Source organism: Croceibacter atlanticus HTCC2559, assembly GCF_000196315.1.
In the GTDB taxonomy this organism is placed as follows: Bacteria; Bacteroidota; Bacteroidia; order Flavobacteriales; family Flavobacteriaceae; genus Croceibacter; species Croceibacter atlanticus.
In genome coordinates this window covers 809,068-827,313 of record NC_014230.1, presented here as the reverse complement: position 1 = coordinate 827,313, position 18,246 = coordinate 809,068, and the positions used below count along the sequence as shown (strand labels likewise).

Sequence of the window (18,246 nt, the reverse complement as noted above, 5' to 3'; positions counted from 1 at the left end):
AGAAATAAAGAGGTTCTAAACGATTAAGACTATGAAAATCTGGTCCAGACTTAAAAAACTAAGTATAAAGCAATTACTAAATTTAGGAGTTGTTTTTATACAACGTCCCTTGTTAATTCGCCCAACGCTTAAAGCCACCTCTAAGACTATGTCTATCTCTCAAAAGGAGTTTGGTAGTGCACAACATAAAAATGGAAAACCAAATGCATTTAGACATGCGTTATGGAACATTCTTTTGGCAAATGTAGCTTACACAAAAAATGAGGCAGCAGCAACAGATTGGGCAGAACAAGTAACTACGCTTCACGAAAAACTAGCACCCAATGCACCATTAGAAACTGTTATGGATTTACATAATAATATGGTAGGGCGTCAGTTTTTTTCTGAAACTTTAGATCTATCTGAAAAGGAATTAATTCAGTTTTTAAAAGAGAAGTCTAGTAATGCAAAACAAATTACCAAGGTAGAAGACGTAGAGCGTTATCCTAATGAATTGGTTTATATTTAAGCTATGATAACATCAGTTTTTAAATCAATATCAGCCTACAGAAGTAGTTTCAGTTTAATTTCTAAATTAAAACTGTGGAAATACTTTGCTATCCCAATGGTTATTAGTTTTGTTACAGCTATGCTAATAGGAATTTCTGCTTGGGGATTGTCAGACAATATCGGTTCACTTATTTCTAAAGCTTGGATCTGGGATTGGGGCAAGGCAACATTTACTACAATTAGCACTGTTTTAGGTGGTCTTATAATTATTGCAATTGGACTTATACTTTACAAACACATTGTTATGGCATTAAGTGCGCCATTTATGAGTCCTGTTTCAGAAAAGATTGAGCAACATTTTAACCCTCAAGCAGTTCATTCACACAGAGATACAAACAATGCACAACAATTATGGCGAGGTATAAAAATTAACGTGCGTAATCTTACTATGGAGTTATTGTTAACAGTACCTATCCTACTTATAGGGTTTATACCGGTTGTAGGTATTTTCTCTACTGTATTATTGTATGCTGTTCAAGCTTATTATGCAGGGTTTGGAAATATGGACTATACATTGGAGCGTCATTATAATTATTCAGAAAGTATTTCATTTGTAAAACAAAATAGAGGCTTAGCCATAGGCAACGGTCTGGTGTTTATACTATTTCTTTTTATACCAATCATAGGTATTATTCTGGTACTACCATTATCTGTAACTGCAGCAAGTAAGGTGACACTAGAAAAGCTTCAGCAACATAAAACCTTATAGTTTAAGAGTACTATGAAAGAACAGTTTTTTAACTACATACAAACATTACAAGATACCATTACTGCAAAGCTAGAAGCGGTTGATGGCAAAGCCAAGTTTAAAGAAGACCTTTGGGAGCGCGAAGAAGGTGGCGGTGGCAGAAGCCGAGTTATAGAAAATGGAGATGTATTTGAAAAAGGCGGTGTGAATATTTCTAAAGTTCACGGACCGTTAAACCCAGCAATGCAAAAATACTTTAACGTTGGCGATGTTAATTTTTTTGCGTGTGGCTTAAGTTTAGTATTACATCCTAAAAATCCTTTTGCGCCTACTGTACATGCAAACTGGCGTTATTTCGAAATGTATGAGAAAGACGGCACTTTGGTAGATAGTTGGTTTGGTGGCGGTCAAGATTTAACACCGTATTATTTGTTTGAGGAAGACGCTATTCATTTTCATAGCATTTGCAAATCTGTTTGTGATGCTCACGACCCTTCTTTTTATGCGCTATACAAAAAACAATGCGACGACTATTTTTATAATGCTCACCGCGATGAAGCTAGAGGTTTAGGTGGTTTGTTTTTTGATCATTGTAAAGCCACACCAGAACGAAGTATGACAGATTGGTATAACTTTGTTACACAAGTGGGTGATAGTTTTTTAGATGCTTATGTGCCTATTGTAGAGAAAAGAAAAGATATACCGTTTACACCAGAACAACGCGATTGGCAAGAAATAAGACGCGGTCGTTATATAGAGTTTAATTTAATACATGATAAAGGCACGTTGTTTGGCTTAAAAACAAACGGCCGTATAGAAAGTATTTTTATGAGCTTTCCGCCTCACGTACAATGGCGCTATAATTACAAACCAGAAAAAGGTACCAAAGAAGACAAATTATTACACGTATTAAAACACCCCAAAGATTGGGTTTAAACACAATTAAAATGAAGCATATTTTCACAATACTAATCTTACTAATTACACTTAGTTCTTGTAAGAATAATAAAGAATTGGACATCTTATCAGATCCTGAGCCTTTAACAGAACTTAAATCTCAAGAAGAGCACATGAGAGCTGCAGTAACCTATTTAACAGCTAGCAGAATAGATGATGCTTTAAAGGAACTAACACAATGTATTAGAACTTACCATAACGAGCGCGCTTACATTATGAAAAGCGACATTCTTCTAAGAGAGAAGAGATACCAAGAGTATTTAGAAAATACAGAAGACGCCATGCGCTTCGAAGAATTTCAATCACCTACACTTTTTATGCATAATGGTTTAGGTTATGAACTTACTGGCGAAGAAGATAAGGCAAAACCCTTTTATGAGAAAGCATTGTTAAGGTGGACGCTAAACGGTACAACTCAAGAAAATTACAGACAAGTGCTAACACAAAAACCATTTTTAACAGCAGTGGTGTTTGGTAAAGACGTAGCCTTAAAAGACTTTGATAAAATCTTTTCAGATTTTGGTAAAACCCGCCAAGATACTATCATAAGAGAACAATTTAGACCATTGCTAGAAACCTATGACGGTACAGGAATGAGTTATTTTTATTTTGAAATTGAAAAAAATCCTACAGAATAATGTATCCATTAAGACGTAACCGAAGATTAAGAACTAACGCATCTATTAGAGGATTAGTTAGAGAAACCATGCTTTCACCTAATGATTTTATTGTACCGCTTTTTATTACTGAAGGCTCTGGCGTAAAAGATGAAATAGCATCTATGCCAAATTATTACAGATATAGCTTAGATCTTTTAAAAGCAGAAGTAAAGTCGCTTTGGGATTTAGGATTGCGTTCTGTGCTTTTATTTGTTAAAGTTCCCAATAACTTAAAAGACAATGCAGGAACAGAAGCATTAAATCCAGATGGACTAATGCAACGCGCCATAAAGACCGTAAAAGATACATGTCCAGATATGATTGTTATGACAGATGTGGCGTTAGACCCATATTCAATTTTTGGTCATGATGGTGTTGTGGGTGATGGCCAAATAATAAACGACGACACCAATGCAATTTTGGCAGAAATGTCTTTATCTCATGCTAAAGCAGGTGCAGATATAGTTGCACCAAGTGATATGATGGATGGACGTATTTTCGAGATTCGTAGCTTGTTAGAAGATGAAGGTTTTCATAATACCGGTATTATGAGTTATTCGGCTAAATATGCCTCTGCATTTTATGGACCATTTAGAGACGCTTTGGCATCTGCTCCTGTAGATGTAAAAGATGTTCCTAAGGATAAACAAAGTTACCAAATGGATCCAGCGAATAGAGACGAAGCCATTAAGGAAACTATTATGGACGTACAAGAAGGTGCAGATATCGTTATGGTAAAACCGGGACTTTGTTACTTAGATATTGTAAGAGATGTAAAAGAAGCGGTTGATGTACCTGTAGCTGTATACCAAGTAAGTGGAGAATATGCTATGCTTAAGGCTGCCGCAGAAAAAGGATGGCTGGATCATGATGCTGTAATGTTAGAGCAGTTAGTATCAATTAAACGAGCTGGCGCAAATATGATTGCTAGCTATTTTGCCAAAGATGCAGTAAAACTTTTATAGCGCTTTTAAAGCTTTTGCTATAATTTCAGAATGATCAAATGCCAAATTAGGAAGGTTATTTAAAGGCCACCATTTGGCATTTTTTGCATCGTCTGCAGCTTCAACTTTAGGAGTGCTAGATATTGTTCCTACAAAAGCAATACTAATAGTTCGTCCTCTTGGGTCTCTGCCAATAGCTCCAAAAACTCCTATTTGTTTAAGAGCCTTTACATCCAATCCTGTTTCTTCTTTTAATTCTCGTTTAGCTCCTGTTTCAAAGGTTTCATCTGTTTCTAAAAAACCTCCAGGAAGCGCCCACTCATCTTTAAACGGATCGTTTTTACGCTGTATGAGTAATACATAATCTGTATTGGATAATGTAGAAAAAATTACAGCATCTGTAGTAATGCTAATCTCTTGTTTTGGCATCTTTTCTAAATTTTTTAAGTGGTATAATTCAATTCTATACTAAAAGTAAGAAAGGTTTAGCGTTAATCATTATTTTTCAGAAAGGATTAATACAAAGACATTGTCTATTTCCTTAACTTGTCACAAAAATTTATCATCTAATGACATTACTCATAATTTACGCGGTAGTTTCTATCTTTTTTTCGTTTTTATGCTCGATTTTAGAAGCAGCTCTTTTAAGTGTTACACCAACATTTATTAAAATTAAAACTAAAGAAGGGAAAGGCTACGCACAAACTCTGGCAGAGTTTAAAAAAGATATAGACAAGCCATTAATAGCCATCTTAACATTAAATACCGTAGCGCATACGGTTGGTGCCATCTTGGTAGGTGTGCAAGCAGAAAAGGCTTTTGGAAGTGGAAATAATTCTGTAGGTATTGTGTCTGCAATTATGACGGTATTAATTCTTGTTGTTTCAGAAATAATTCCTAAAACCATTGGTGCTACCTATTGGAAAAGCTTAGGAAACTTTACAGCAAAGTTCTTAAAGCTTATTATGTTTCCGTTAAAATATACGGGTATACTTTGGATTCTTACACTTACCACAAAACTTATTGGAAAATCTGCGCACGTAAGTACAATGTCCAGAGAAGAGTTTATGGCTATTACAGACGCCGCTGAAGAAGAAGGCGTTTTTGAAGAAAATGAAACCACTGTAATTAAAAATTTATTGGTCTTTAAGTCTGTTGAAGCTAAAGATGTAATGACACCATTTTCTGTAGCTATTATTGAAGATGAAACAAAGACTATCGAAGAGTTTTACCAAGAACACAAGCATTTAAAATTTTCTAGAATTCCTGTTTATAAAGAGAAAACTAATAACATTACTGGTTTTATTCTTAAAGATGATGTGCTAGAGGAAATGTTAGACAACAAAGGACCAGACGCTTTATCTACATTAAGGCGTGATATCTTAATGACTTCTAACAACACACCGATACCAGAACTTTTTGAATTTTTTGTTGAGAAACGCGCACATATTGCCATGGTATCAGATGAATATGGTAATTCTGTAGGGATTGTAACCATGGAAGATATTATTGAAACGCTTTTAGGTCTAGAAATTATGGATGAGAGTGACCGTGTGGAAGATATGCAGGAGCTAGCTAGAAAAAACTGGGAAAACCGCGCAAAACGTATGGGATTATTAGAGTCTAAAAAAGCTAATGAAGATGGATCCTCTAAAGCTTAATAAATTAGATGAAGCTATTATTAGTTCTCCTCTAGGTGCTATTCAAGTTTTAGGAGATGAAAATGGCGTACAGTCTATTTTATTTTTAGAAGATGCCAAACCCTTTACCGAAGATATTCCCAAAAGCTTATCCATAGCCGTACAAGAGCTTACAGATTACTTTACCAAGAAAACTAAAGATTTTACTTTTAAATTAAACCCTCAAGGCACAGAGTTTCAACAGAAGGTGTGGCAACAACTGTGTACAATTCCGTTTTCTAAAACATCATCTTATTTAGATATGGCGAAAGCTTTGGGTGACCCAAAAGTAATTCGTGCCGCAGCTAGTGCTAATGGTAAGAATCCTATATCTATAGTAATTCCGTGTCATCGGGTTATAGGTAGTGATGGTAGTATGACCGGTTATGCTGGTGGCATTTGGCGTAAAGAATGGCTACTAAATCACGAAAGTGCTGTTACACAAGGTACATTGTTTTAAACATTAGATATATTCATGAAATTTTTAAAATCTGTTTTTAAAGGGATACTGCTAATTATTGGTTTGGCCATAGTACTACTCTATATCTTTGATTATGATTATATCCTTAAAGGTGTTCGCGTTGTTTACCTAACTGGCCATACAACTGCTTTTATAGATGATGCTAAGTATTTTGACAATAGGTTAATTGAGGCAGAAAACCCTCAAGATTGGCCTAAACACAAGCTATACAATCAAGCAACACCAACAACAACCTTAAATGAAATAAACGATAGATTAGGAACCATAGCGTATGTCATTATAAAAAATGATAGTATTTGGTATGAGGACTATGCTGAAAGCTATTCAGACACTTCTAAAACCAATAGCTTTTCAATGGCTAAAAGTATTACCGTAACACTTTTAGGCAAAGCCATCCGAGATGGTTTTATTACTGGTTTAGACCAACCTGTAGCAGATTTCTTTCCAAAGTTTAATACAGACCTAGGCAAAGAAATGACCGTAGGAGATTTGGCGTCTATGTCTTCTGGGCTAAATTGGGACGAGAGTTACTCAAGTCCATTTTCCTTAACCGCAAGATCGTATTATGACACTAATATAAGAGATGTAATTTTAGGGTTAAATGTTGTTGAAAACCCAGGTGAATCCTATAAATACCTAAGTGGTAACACACAGCTTTTAGGAATGGTAATAGAAAAAGCGACCAACCAAACACTAACAGACTATTTGCAAGAAAGTTTCTGGACACCAATGGAAAGTTTTGAAGATGCAACCTGGCAATTAGATAGTGAAGACTCTGGAATGGAAAAATCATATTGTTGCATTGCAAGCAACGCTAAAGATTTTGCCCGCTTTGGTAAACTTTATAAAGACAAAGGTGCCTGGAACGGAGAACAGCTGTTAGATTCATCTTTTGTTAGCACTGCAATCGAGCCAAGATTTAAAGACAGTCCTGAATACGGTTATGGATTTTGGTTAAGTAACCATTTGGGAAAAGATATTTTTGCAATGCGCGGTATTTTAGGGCAGTATGTAATAACTATACCAGAAGATAATGTCATCATTGTTCGCTTAGGTCATAAACGTGGGCAGTTTGTAGATAAACCATTTACCCAAGATTTTTATACTTACATAGAAGAAGCCTACAGCATGATGGCCGAACATTAAAAGGCGTTATTTTTTTAGTTATCTTTTCATTTAAATAGATAAACTATGATTTCTAAGCTTAATCTTGAGCACATTTTATTTTTAGATATTGAAACTGTACCAGAGTATAAACAGTGGAGTGAGTTAGATGATGATACAAAATTACTTTGGGAAACTAAAACTCAATACCAACGTAAAGACGAGTTTACACCAGAAGACTTTTATGATCGTGCAGGTATTTGGGCAGAATTTGGTAAGATAGTTTGCATATCTGTAGGATATTTTAAAATTCAAGGTGACAGCAGGCAGTTTAGAACAACCTCTTTTCACGGAGATGAACCAAAAATATTAAGAGATTTTAAGGGGCTTTTAGAATCTCATTTTAATAGACCTCATCATTTGCTTTGTGCTCATAACGGTAAAGAATTTGACTTTCCCTTTATTGCTCGCCGTATGATAATACATCATATCGAGCTGCCATTTAAACTTAATTTATTTGGAAAAAAACCTTGGGAAATACCACATCTAGATACATTGGAACTTTGGAAATTTGGGGATTACAAACATTATACGTCTCTAAAATTACTTACCAAAATATTAGGGATTCCTTCACCTAAAGATGATATTGATGGTAGCCAGGTTCGTGATGTTTTCTATAATGAAAAAGATGTTGATCGTATTATTATATACTGTGAAAAAGACACCGTTTCTGTAGCCCAAATATTCTTAAGATTAAGAAATGAAGAGCTTTTGCATGACTCAGAGGTACTTTCAGTTTAAAGATTTTAAGAACTTAGACTACTACATTTGAACTTCAAACTATAGGAAGTTGTAGCACATTTGAGAAAAGAACTAAATGATTGAATTAATACTTTCGATTTTAGCAGATTTTGGACTGATTCGCGAAGATTATAAACACCAAAAGCGGATAAGTAAAAAAGAAAGAGAAGACGGTACTAAAAGACCGATTCAAAAATATTTTATGCAACCGAGTGCATTAATTTTAATTGCTGTTTTAATTATAGGAAGTATAAGTGCAATTCTATTTTTTACTTACCAAAGGACATCAGTATTTCCAGATAAAACGAAAAAAGAAATACATGAAATGAGTAAGAGAATGGAAAACTGGAATGAAAAGCTCGGGAAATATCCAAAGGAACTGAACGAATTAATCGGAAATAGTCCTATTAGACAAGGTTGGAAAAAAGATGCGTGGAATCGAGAATATCAGTTTGAAATAACAAATAATGGCAAAGGATTTTTAATTACATCTGCTGGTTCTGATGGCAAATTTAAAACTGAAGATGACATTAAATCGCAATAAAAGAAATTCAATAATCATAAGACTATACATAATTAGCTTATTCTGTATTATCTGCTATTTCTTTTTAGAGAATTCTAACATCATATCTGATCTTGTTCAAATATCTGAAAAAGGTCGTTATGTTGGATTTCCTATATTTTTTCTAACAGGATTATTCAAATACGGTTTGTTAGTAATCGGAATAGGTATTATTTTAATTCTAAGTTTTCTGTTAACCAGAGAAAAATTAAAAAACAGTTGAATAAAGAATTATTGCCTTGACATTGCTAGTAGTTATCATTTAAAAACCAGTTATCATCTTCAATTTAAAAATTTGGGGCAAGCATTAGACCCATTACTTCTCTTCTATAAAGAGTTTATAGATAACTTTTCAGTTAATACATAATAAAAAAGCCGCTCTATTTCTAAAGCGGCTTAGTGTATTTATAAAATTAATTTTAAAGCTCTACATTACCTATAGATGTAACCTCACCATTAACCACCTCAACATCAACAAAAGTTTGTGATTCAAATCCTGATTCTGGATCTGGGTTTATCGATACTATATAAACACCATTTGGAACGCCGCTTAAAACAAAATTACCTGTAGCATCTGTATATGTAGTAATCTCTAATTCGCCTGAAACCGCTATAACTTCTGTTTGAAAGTCACTTGGGTTTACTGTTCCTGAAATTGCACCACTTTCCGCTACTGTAGATGCTCTTATGACTGGCTTTAAACTATAGCCTCCATTACCTTGATTTACGATAGACTTATCTGCATCAAAATCTAAAATAAACTCATAAAAAATACCACCTTCTAAAGTTTCATTTACCTGTATTTTTAATCCAGATTGTTGTGCACTTGGTGTACTCAAAGGAAATGTTTCTCCATCTACAACAACAGAGTTGTTTGTGCCCAAAATTAATCGTATCTGACTTATGTTCCCTGCAGGTATATTATCATCAACTAATAATACGCTAGCTCCACCAGTAAGTTCTAATAAGTTGTAAATACCAGAATTTACGTCACCTATTACAACATCGTCTTCATCATCTAAATTACCGTTATATTTTACAACAACGTCTTGTACATCTACAAACACAGCATCATAATCACCAGGAGCATCAACTAACTTAACACTTAATCTAGCTGGTTCTTCACTTGAAGAGTCATCTTCATTACAAGCTAAAAAGATAACAGCTAACATTATCAAGCTTATTTTAATTACATATTTCATAACTATCTTTAATTTTTTATTTTATCAAAAATAGAGGTTAATCAATGTATGAAAAGTCTTATTAACATATTTTAAGTGTACGTTTAACATAAAATAAAAAAGGCCGCTCTATTTCTAAAGCGACCTTTTCATTTAAGTGTTGGTTAATTTACTCTTTAATAAAGCGTTTTGTTATAGTTTGTCCATCTATAGTAGCATTTAGTAAATAGATACCACTTTCTAGATTTCCTACTTCTAACGTGTTGCTCAAGTTTCCTTTTGCAACTTGCTGTCCTAACATATTAACTATTGTAAATGTTGCTTCTTTTTGAGACACAAAGTCTACTTGTAAAGATGTTCCTTTTACAGGGTTAGGGTAAATATTAAATGTTGAGTTAACTGGTGGCGCCTGAGGCACTAAGTTTGTGATTCCAAAAGAAGATCCACAAGCTCCCAAGTTTGTCCAACCACTAGCTGTTCTTTCAAATAAATTACCTTGATACGTAACACGATCTCCAGTACTATAAGATTGAGAACTGCTATAAGGTGCAACACCTGCGCAAATGTCTGCTGTACCATCTATAACTCTCACATCATCAATAGCGATATCTGCTTGCCACGTAGAGCCTGTAGTTCTATTAAACCTTAGTCTAATAGATGATCCATTATAAGCTGAAAGATCTACAGTTGCAGATTGCCAAGCATTTCCTTTATTTCCTGTTTCGGAGAATAACGTTGTCCAAGTTGCTCCATCATTATCACTAACATCTACTTTTAAACTTCCCATATCTGATGCACCATACATATGATACTTAAATGTAAAATTTGGTTGTGCAGTAGCAGATAAATCTATACAAGGTGAATTTAAAATTGCTTGTTTGTTAGGATAGCCTGTACCGTTTCCAGAAGCTTCAACAAAAACATAAAAACTACCTTCAACCGCACTTGATGGTCCTGTATTGCTAGATGGTGTACCACTAGCGTCTCTAGTCCAGTTTATATCGTCTGAAGTAGATTGCGTCCAAGCTCCTAAATTACTTTCATAACCTTCTGAATAAGGGAATGAAGAAATACCATTTACACAACCACCACCAGATGCTGGTGAGTCTGTAGTTACAGACACAGTATTACTAGCTCCAGATACATTTCCTGCGTCGTCTTTTGCGCGAACATTAAATGTATAATTAGTTCCAGAAGATAATCCGGTAATTTGAGCAGATGTATTAGCTGTAGTTCCTAATAAAGCAGTTCCTTGATAAACATCATATCCTGTTACTCCAACATTATCGTTTGAAGCATTCCAAGATAAATCTACTGTAGTTTCTGTGATGTTAGAAGCAGATAAATTTGTTGGTACACTAGGTGCTTGAGTATCTGCAGCAGAGCTTCCAATATTAACTGTATAATCTTCTACTTCACCATAGCTAAATGATTCACAAGCGCTAGGCACACCGTTATATTTCATAGAAACTCTCATACGAGTAGCTCCATCTGAAGCATTGGTTGGCACTGTAAAGCTACCACTTACAGGTGTATTTTGTGTAGCTGCAACACTTGTAACTAATTCTCCAGAATCAGAAAAATCACCATCTTGGTTATAATCTATCCAAACGGCATAGCCCTCAGAATATACAGTTCCTGTCCAGGTAGGTGTAATTGTAATTGTATATACATCACCTTTTGCCAAGTCTGTTTCCACAGCTGTATGATTTTGGTATCCACCGCTTCCGGCACCAGAAGTATTATTAATATCTGCCAATTGTACTCTAGAGATATACTCATCTGCAACACTGTTACCATTAGAGGCACAATAGTTAGAGCCACCATTTCCTCCACCAAAAGCATCACCTACATTAACGGCATGCCAAGCATTTGTTACTGCCTGCTCTTCTGCGCCACCAGCTCCATAAAGATCTTTAGCCGCTTGTATTGCGCCAGCTCTTGCATTTGCAAACGTAGAGTTTGCAGATAAATAGTTATTTAAAGTTCTGTAGGCAATTTTAGCAGATTTATCCATACCAATTCCACTTACTGAAAACACATCGCCAACGTCATTTGTACCATTGCCACCTTCAACTAATAAGTAAAACCAGTAGTTTAATACACCAGAGTTTGTATGTACTCCACAATAGTCATTAGATTGCGTTGGTGTTCCACAATTAGGGTTTTGCCAGAATTGTCCTCCATAAGTATCTGGTTGTCCTAATGATGTTGGATTACTCATAGAGCGTAGAGCTGCAGAGCCGCTTCGTCTATCAATTTCATCTCCAATTAACCAAACTTCATCAGTTGGATTAGTATCACTTCCATTTCCTTTTGCAAAATGCTCTACTGCTGCACCCCAAATATCTGAGAAGCCTTCATTAAGACCACCAGATTCTCTTTGGTATGCAAGATTTGCAGTAAACGTTGTTACAGCATGTCCTATTTCGTGAGATGCAACATCTATACTTGTTAACGCATCAAAAAATCCATTTCCTTCATTACCATTCGAAGAACCATCACCGTAAGACATTACAGAACCATTCCAGAATGCGTTATCATAATTGTTATCTACGTGAACATAACTTCTAATTTGTGCACCACTACCGTTGTAACTATCACGACCGTGAACTTGTTGCCAGTAATCATACGTTTCCATTGCACCCCAATGAGCATCTAAAGCCGCATTATCTTTATTTGCGCTATGCTCTGCAGTTGTCCAATTATTATCATTGTCTGTAAACTCATCATAATTATTAATGTAAGGATACGTGCCTCCTGGCGCCTGATTTTTAGCATCACGAGTATAAACATCTCTACCAGTATCTGCTAACCTATAGCTACCACCAGTAAGTTGAGTTTCAATAGTACGAGAACCACTATAACGTGTAGCAGCAGTACCACTAGCCATCATAGCTATGCTTGTATAATTATCATACGTTGTATCGTCTTCAAATTGAGATACAGTTACCATTGGCTCACCTACGTGACCAAAAGAGTTTGCGTGTTTAATAGTTGCATTGTAAAATAATGCGTCTCCATTTTTAGCATCTATATAAAGATCTCCACGACTAATTGGATACGTTGCATAAATATCAAATTTGTAGGCTAACTTGTAAGTGGAAATTTCATCACCATTATACATTGGTAAAATTACTAGGTCACCTGTAGGTTTTTGGTAACCATCCATTTCTGCAGCTGCATCTGGATATTCCCATAAATAATGTTGCGCACCTATGTGGTTAACAGCGCGCATTAATGCTTGTTGGTTAGTTAATGTTGTTGTAACATCTAAATCTTTTATAGGATAATACTCACCACTTACTGCTTGTGGGATACCTTGTTTAGAATGTAGTTTTGAAATTGCAAACTCAACAGGAATGCCTTGATGGCGTTGTTGAAATTCTTGCTGTGAAAATCCGAGATTATCTGTAGATTGCTTTCGAGGAGTAAGTTGATTGTTTTGGCCTAGGTTATAAACTTGTCCTAGTACATCTTGAGGGCTAGATGATTTTCTTTGAGTATCGTCTAAAACAATTAGTTTAGGCGGTTGCTTTACATTGCGTTTTTCGTCTCTTCGATCTGTTTGTGCTTGTAGCATTGGAGCACAGAATAAAAGAGCGAAAAATACACTTCCATAAAAATTTCTCATAAAATAAAGGGTTTAGTTAATGAATTGTGTAAATACTTCCTGAATTCACAAAAAGTAACCGAAGTAAATGAATTTTATTTAAACACTATGTTATAATCGTTGAAGCGCACAATAAATTAACTTATTGTTAACAAATAGAGTGTTCTTTTTGTTAAAATTATGGTTTAACCATAGTTTGAAAGCCACGACTTTACCTCTATTAATTGTTAAAAGATGATTACTTTTGAAGATATGTTAACTGTACAGAACCTAACCATTGCTTTTAAATCGCAAGACGACTTTATTCCGGTTGTTAACAACATATCATTTGATCTTAAACCTAACGAAATACTTGGCGTTGTTGGTGAATCTGGTTCTGGGAAATCTGTGTCTACTCTCGCTATATCTGGTCTTTTGCCTAAGAAAATCTCTAAAATAACTTCTGGTAATATCATATTTGAAGGAACTTCTCTACTAGAATATTCTAACGCCCAAATGACAATGTTAAGAGGCAAAGAGATTGCTATGATTTTTCAAGAACCTATGAGTGCTTTAAACCCTTCTATGACTTGCGGAGCACAGGTACTTGAAATTATATTGCAACATAAAGACATAACACCTGCTAAAGCTAAGGTTGAAACGCTTCAGTTATTTGAAAAGGTTAAGTTACCTAGGCCAAAAGATATTTTTAAAAGCTATCCTCATCAAATAAGTGGAGGCCAAATGCAACGTGTAATGATTGCCATGGCTATTGCCTGTAAACCAAAGATTCTTATTGCAGACGAACCAACAACAGCATTAGATGTAACTGTACAGAAAGAAATAATTCAGCTTTTAAAGGAGCTTCAGAAAGAAACTAAAATGAGTATTATATTTATATCTCATGACTTGGCTTTGGTTTCAGAAATTGCTCAACGTGTTATTGTTATGCACAAAGGTAATATTGTTGAAGAAGGCAAAACAGAAGACATATTTTTGCAACCTAAGCAACTTTATACCAAAGCATTAATTGCATCTAAACCTAATACTAAAATTCATTTAAAAAGACTACCTACAGTTAGTGACTTTGTGAACAATACTGTACCAACAGAAACGATAAGTGACAATGAAAGACGTTTATTTAGGAAACAACTCTTTGAGCAAAAACCATTATTGGAAGTAGTTAATGTAGATAAAGAGTTTTACAGCAATGCCGGATTATTTAATAAAACAACCATTGTAAAGGCAGTTAATAATGTAAGCTTTAAAGTTTATGAAGGTGAGACCTTAGGATTGGTTGGTGAAAGTGGATGCGGAAAATCTACACTTGGAAATGTTATTCTACAACTTCACAAGGCTACGAAGGGTAAAGTATTTTATAAGGGAGAAGATATTACTAAATTAAAGGGCAAAGCTTTAAGGGTTTTACGTAAAGATATTCAGTTAATTTTTCAGGACCCATTTTCTTCATTAAACCCAAGGATTACTGTTGGTAAAGCAATTGAAGAGCCTATGAAAGTTCATAAATTATACCAAAACGATGACGAGCGTAAAGAAAAAGTAATTTCTATTTTAAAACGCGTAGGCTTAGACGCTTCACACTATTATAGGTATCCTCACGAGTTTAGTGGCGGCCAACGCCAACGTATTGGTATAGCTAGAACTATAGCATTGCAACCAAAACTAATTGTGTGTGATGAATCTGTTTCTGCCCTAGACATCTCTGTGCAAGCGCAAGTGCTTAATTTGTTAAATGAGTTAAAAGAAGATTTTGGATTTACCTATATCTTTATTTCTCATGATTTGTCTGTTGTTAAGTATATGGCAGATGAGCTTATTGTCATGAATAAAGGACAGATTGAAGAGCAAGGTGATCCAGACCATATTTATGAAAACCCAAAAACGCATTACACCAAACGTTTAATAGCAGCTATTCCTAAAGGCATCTAATCCTATAAAGTTTCCTACTTTTACACTTTAAATCAATACGATTGAGTGTTCTAAAAAACTTATTTAAGCAAACCGTTATTTATGGCCTAGCTACGGTCATACCTAGAATGATGAGTTTTGTTTTATTGCCACTTTATACAGACTTGCTGCCTACTCAGGAATACGGTAAAGTTTCAATAATATTTGCTTGGATAGTTGTTTTTAATGTTATCCTAGCCTACGGTATGGAAACTGCTTTCTTTAGGTTTTATCACGATGATAAGACTAAAAACAGTGTAAAAGGCACATCTGCACTCTCTATTGCAATTAGCTCCATAATTTTTTTAGGCTTAGCACTGTACCTAAAATCTCACTTAGCATCTTTAATAAATATTGATGTTAAGTATATCACTTTCGTGATCTGGATTTTAGTTTTAGACGCCTTGGTAATCATCCCTTTCTCAATATTAAGAGCGAAAGGAAAATCTATGCTTTATAGCATATTAAAGATAGTTAATGTTGCTATAAACTTGGGGTTAAATGTTTTCTTCCTAGTTATTTTAAAAGATCTTATAAACCCTTCTAAAGAAGTGTTTTGGAATAGTATTTGGTTTTCTGGTGCAGAGGTTTCATATATCTTTATTTCTAATCTAATTGCCAGCTTACTAACACTTTTAATGTTGGTTCCTCTTTACTTTAAAATTAAACTTAGAATAAACTTTTCACTATTAAAGAAAATGCTTCGATTTGGGTTTCCAGTTATGATAGCAGGCTTGGCGTACGCAGTTAATGAAACTTTTGATAGAATTTTATTAGATTACTTATTACCACCAGAAACTGCAGAGTCTCAAATTGGTGAATATTCAGCTTGTTATAAATTGGCATTGTTTATTACTCTTTTTGCCACTGCATTTAGATTAGGAATCGAGCCTTTTTTCTTTAGCCACTCCAAAGAAAAAAACTCAAAAGAAACTTATGCTGTAATTACAAAATACTTTGTGTTAATTGGCTTAGGCATTTTACTTTCTGTTATTGTGTTTGTTGATGTTTTAAAAGAGCTTTTTATAAGCGATGAATCTTATTGGGAAGCAATGCCTGTAGTGCCTTATATCTTATTAGCAAATTTATGCTTGGGTATTTACTTTAATCTTTCTGTTTGGTATAAGATTACAGACCGCACTAAATTTGGTGCATACTTCTCAATTGTTGGAGCCTTAGTTACATTGGCCTTAAATTTCTGGCTAATTCCAAGTATTGGTTATAAGGGTTCGGCAATTGCCACATTATCTGCATATGGCACAATGATGATTTTATCCTGGTATTTTGGCAAAAAACACTACCCTATACCTTATAATTTAAAAAAACTGGGGATTTTTACTGTTTTGGCTCTTGGGTTTTCTGCACTTTCGTTCTTGTTGTTTAGAGGCAACCTTATTATAGGAGTGTTATTAATAGCTGTGTTTTTTGGGGCTTTATATGTTTCAGAGCGCAAGGAACTTAAACAATTTTTAAAATAGATACAGAATCTCTTTCAATAAAAGACAATATTTTGAGTTACAATTAAGACTAACAAACAAACTAGTATATGACCATTAATATTATTAATAAATCATCTCATAAACTACCTCATTACGAAACCATCGCTTCTGCAGGAATGGACCTAAGAGCACACCTAAGTGAATCGGTAATCTTAAAACCATTAGAGCGTGCTATTATAAAAACAGGATTGTTTATTGAACTTCCTATTGGTATAGAAGCTCAGGTTAGACCACGTAGCGGCTTGGCAGCTAAAAAAGGAATTACTGTATTAAATGCGCCTGGTACAATAGATGCAGATTATAGAGGTGAAATTGGAGTGATTCTTGTAAATTTGAGCAACGAAAACTTTAAAATAGAAGATGGTGAGCGCATAGCTCAATTGGTTATAGCCAAGCATGAAAGAGCTGATTGGCAGGAAGTAACTACACTATCTGAAACCTCTAGAGGTGAAGGTGGCTTTGGTAGTACTGGTACAAAATAACACGTACATTTTAAAAATTAACTAACTAAAATTAGTCCTAAACAGGACAAGAGATATGAAAATTATTGTTCCAATGGCAGGTCGAGGTTCTAGGCTACGCCCACATACACTTACAGTACCTAAACCATTAATTCCTATTGCAGGTAAACCAATTGTACACAGATTGGTAGAAGATATTGCAAAAGTTTTAAATGAACCAATTGATGAAATTGCATTTATTATTGGAGAAGATTTTGGTGAAAAGGTAGAAGTAGATTTACGTGAGATTGCCGGACAGTTAGGTGCTAAAGGCACTATTTATTATCAAGATAAACCAATGGGAACTGGTCACGCTATTATGTGTGCTGCAGATTCTTTAAATGGTCCTGCAGTAGTAGCATATGCAGATACGTTATTTAGAGCAGACTTTAAACTAGATCCTAGCGCAGATGCTGTAATATGGGTAAAGCAGGTCGAAGATCCTTCACAATATGGTGTTGTACAACTTAATGATAATAATGAAATTACAGCCTTGGTAGAAAAACCAGAAGAAGAAGTTTCAGATCTTGCTGTAATAGGTATTTACTATTTTAAAAAGGTTGAAGTTTTAAAAGAACACTTACAAAGTGTGCTCGAAAACAACATTCTTCGTGGTGGCGAGTATCAAATAAATGACGGTATTTTAGGAATGATGACTAGCGGAAATGTATTTAAAACCGGTCAAATAGATGAATGGATGGATTGTGGTAACAAAACTGTTACTGTCGATACTAATTCTAGAATGCTACAGTTCCTAAAAGAAGATGGCAATTCTTTAGTTAGCGATACTGTTACATTAACAAATTCTGAAATTATCGAGCCTTGCTATATAGGTGAAAATGTTGTGTTAGAAAACACTACCGTTGGTCCTAATGTTTCTTTGGGAGATAACTGTAAACTTACAGATGTTACCATAAAAAACAGTTTAGTACAGCACAATACTGTAATAAAGAACGCAAAACTTAACAATGCTATGATTGGTAGTCACGCTGTATATAATGGCGATTTTACCGAAATTAGTATTGGAGATTACTCTAAGTTGGAATAAAAGTTGATTTAAAAATTATAAATTTTATACGCTT

Annotated in this window: 17 protein-coding genes; 14 read left to right on the top strand and 3 right to left on the bottom strand. The window is 34.6% G+C overall.

Annotated features, from left to right (window positions below):
• Window positions 1-31 precede the first annotated feature (31 nt).
• Genes CA2559_RS03640 through hemB form a run of 5 tightly spaced genes read left to right on the top strand, consistent with a single transcriptional unit; the run spans window position 32 to window position 3,818 of the window.
• Entirely contained in the window at window positions 32-508 is a 477-nt protein-coding gene (locus CA2559_RS03640; RefSeq protein WP_013186490.1) for a DUF6973 domain-containing protein, read from the top strand.
• A gap of 3 nt (window positions 509-511) precedes the next feature.
• Window positions 512-1,258 (top strand): EI24 domain-containing protein, encoded by a 747-nt coding sequence (locus CA2559_RS03635; RefSeq protein ID WP_041240898.1) that lies wholly within the window; start codon window positions 512-514, stop codon window positions 1,256-1,258.
• 12 nt (window positions 1,259-1,270) lie between these two features.
• Window positions 1,271-2,173 carry an oxygen-dependent coproporphyrinogen oxidase gene (hemF, locus tag CA2559_RS03630; RefSeq protein ID WP_013186488.1) on the top strand — a complete coding sequence of 301 codons (903 nt, stop codon included), beginning with the start codon at window positions 1,271-1,273 and terminating at the stop codon, window positions 2,171-2,173.
• A gap of 11 nt (window positions 2,174-2,184) precedes the next feature.
• Window positions 2,185-2,832: a tetratricopeptide repeat protein gene (locus CA2559_RS03625; RefSeq protein ID WP_041240897.1), complete on the top strand. Its 648-nt coding sequence runs from the start codon at window positions 2,185-2,187 to the stop codon at window positions 2,830-2,832.
• Complete coding sequence (gene hemB / locus CA2559_RS03620; protein ID WP_013186486.1) at window positions 2,832-3,818, top strand: porphobilinogen synthase; 987 nt, start codon at window positions 2,832-2,834, stop codon at window positions 3,816-3,818. Before CA2559_RS03625 ends, hemB begins: the two co-directional genes overlap by 1 nt.
• Here the strand turns inward: hemB and CA2559_RS03615 are convergent.
• On the bottom strand, window positions 3,813-4,226 hold the full coding sequence (locus CA2559_RS03615) for an NUDIX domain-containing protein (protein WP_013186485.1): 414 nt from the start codon (window positions 4,224-4,226) through the stop codon (window positions 3,813-3,815). The genes hemB and CA2559_RS03615 overlap by 6 nt on opposite strands.
• Window positions 4,227-4,366: 140 nt before the next feature.
• Between CA2559_RS03615 and CA2559_RS03610 the strand changes: the two genes are divergently transcribed.
• The 5 genes from CA2559_RS03610 (at window position 4,367) to CA2559_RS03590 (ending at window position 8,406) form a co-directional block, all read left to right on the top strand.
• Window positions 4,367-5,458 carry a CNNM domain-containing protein gene (locus tag CA2559_RS03610; RefSeq protein ID WP_013186484.1) on the top strand — a complete coding sequence of 364 codons (1,092 nt, stop codon included), beginning with the start codon at window positions 4,367-4,369 and terminating at the stop codon, window positions 5,456-5,458.
• Complete coding sequence (locus CA2559_RS03605) at window positions 5,439-5,936, top strand: methylated-DNA--[protein]-cysteine S-methyltransferase (protein WP_013186483.1); 498 nt, start codon at window positions 5,439-5,441, stop codon at window positions 5,934-5,936. The genes CA2559_RS03610 and CA2559_RS03605 overlap by 20 nt, the downstream gene beginning before the upstream one ends.
• A gap of 15 nt (window positions 5,937-5,951) precedes the next feature.
• A complete protein-coding gene (locus CA2559_RS03600; RefSeq protein WP_013186482.1) occupies window positions 5,952-7,103 on the top strand; it encodes a serine hydrolase domain-containing protein in 1,152 nt (383 codons plus the stop codon).
• Between the two features lie 45 nt (window positions 7,104-7,148).
• The gene (locus CA2559_RS03595) at window positions 7,149-7,862 is read left to right on the top strand and encodes a 3'-5' exonuclease (protein ID WP_013186481.1); all 714 of its coding nucleotides are present in this window, start codon (window positions 7,149-7,151) and stop codon (window positions 7,860-7,862) included.
• 76 nt (window positions 7,863-7,938) lie between these two features.
• The gene (locus tag CA2559_RS03590) at window positions 7,939-8,406 is read left to right on the top strand and encodes a type II secretion system protein GspG (RefSeq protein ID WP_013186480.1); all 468 of its coding nucleotides are present in this window, start codon (window positions 7,939-7,941) and stop codon (window positions 8,404-8,406) included.
• A gap of 437 nt (window positions 8,407-8,843) precedes the next feature.
• On the opposite strand, the gene CA2559_RS03585 is transcribed toward CA2559_RS03590, so the two are convergent.
• The gene (locus CA2559_RS03585) at window positions 8,844-9,626 is read right to left on the bottom strand and encodes a DUF4382 domain-containing protein (RefSeq protein WP_041240896.1); all 783 of its coding nucleotides are present in this window, start codon (window positions 9,624-9,626) and stop codon (window positions 8,844-8,846) included.
• Between the two features lie 148 nt (window positions 9,627-9,774).
• The gene (locus CA2559_RS03575; RefSeq protein ID WP_013186478.1) at window positions 9,775-13,239 is read right to left on the bottom strand and encodes a M4 family metallopeptidase; all 3,465 of its coding nucleotides are present in this window, start codon (window positions 13,237-13,239) and stop codon (window positions 9,775-9,777) included.
• Between the two features lie 213 nt (window positions 13,240-13,452).
• Between CA2559_RS03575 and CA2559_RS03570 the strand changes: the two genes are divergently transcribed.
• The 4 genes from CA2559_RS03570 to CA2559_RS03555 all read left to right on the top strand — a co-directional run bounded on the left by CA2559_RS03570 (window position 13,453) and on the right by CA2559_RS03555 (window position 18,212).
• Complete coding sequence (locus tag CA2559_RS03570; protein WP_013186477.1) at window positions 13,453-15,147, top strand: ABC transporter ATP-binding protein; 1,695 nt, start codon at window positions 13,453-13,455, stop codon at window positions 15,145-15,147.
• A 41-nt stretch (window positions 15,148-15,188) separates the two neighbouring features.
• A complete protein-coding gene (locus CA2559_RS03565) occupies window positions 15,189-16,643 on the top strand; it encodes an oligosaccharide flippase family protein (protein ID WP_041240895.1) in 1,455 nt (484 codons plus the stop codon).
• Window positions 16,644-16,711: 68 nt separating this feature from the next.
• The gene (gene dut, locus CA2559_RS03560) at window positions 16,712-17,146 is read left to right on the top strand and encodes a dUTP diphosphatase (RefSeq protein ID WP_013186475.1); all 435 of its coding nucleotides are present in this window, start codon (window positions 16,712-16,714) and stop codon (window positions 17,144-17,146) included.
• 55 nt (window positions 17,147-17,201) lie between these two features.
• Window positions 17,202-18,212, top strand: coding sequence for a sugar phosphate nucleotidyltransferase (locus CA2559_RS03555; RefSeq protein WP_013186474.1), 1,011 nt, complete (start codon window positions 17,202-17,204; stop codon window positions 18,210-18,212).
• Window positions 18,213-18,246: the final 34 nt, after the last annotated feature.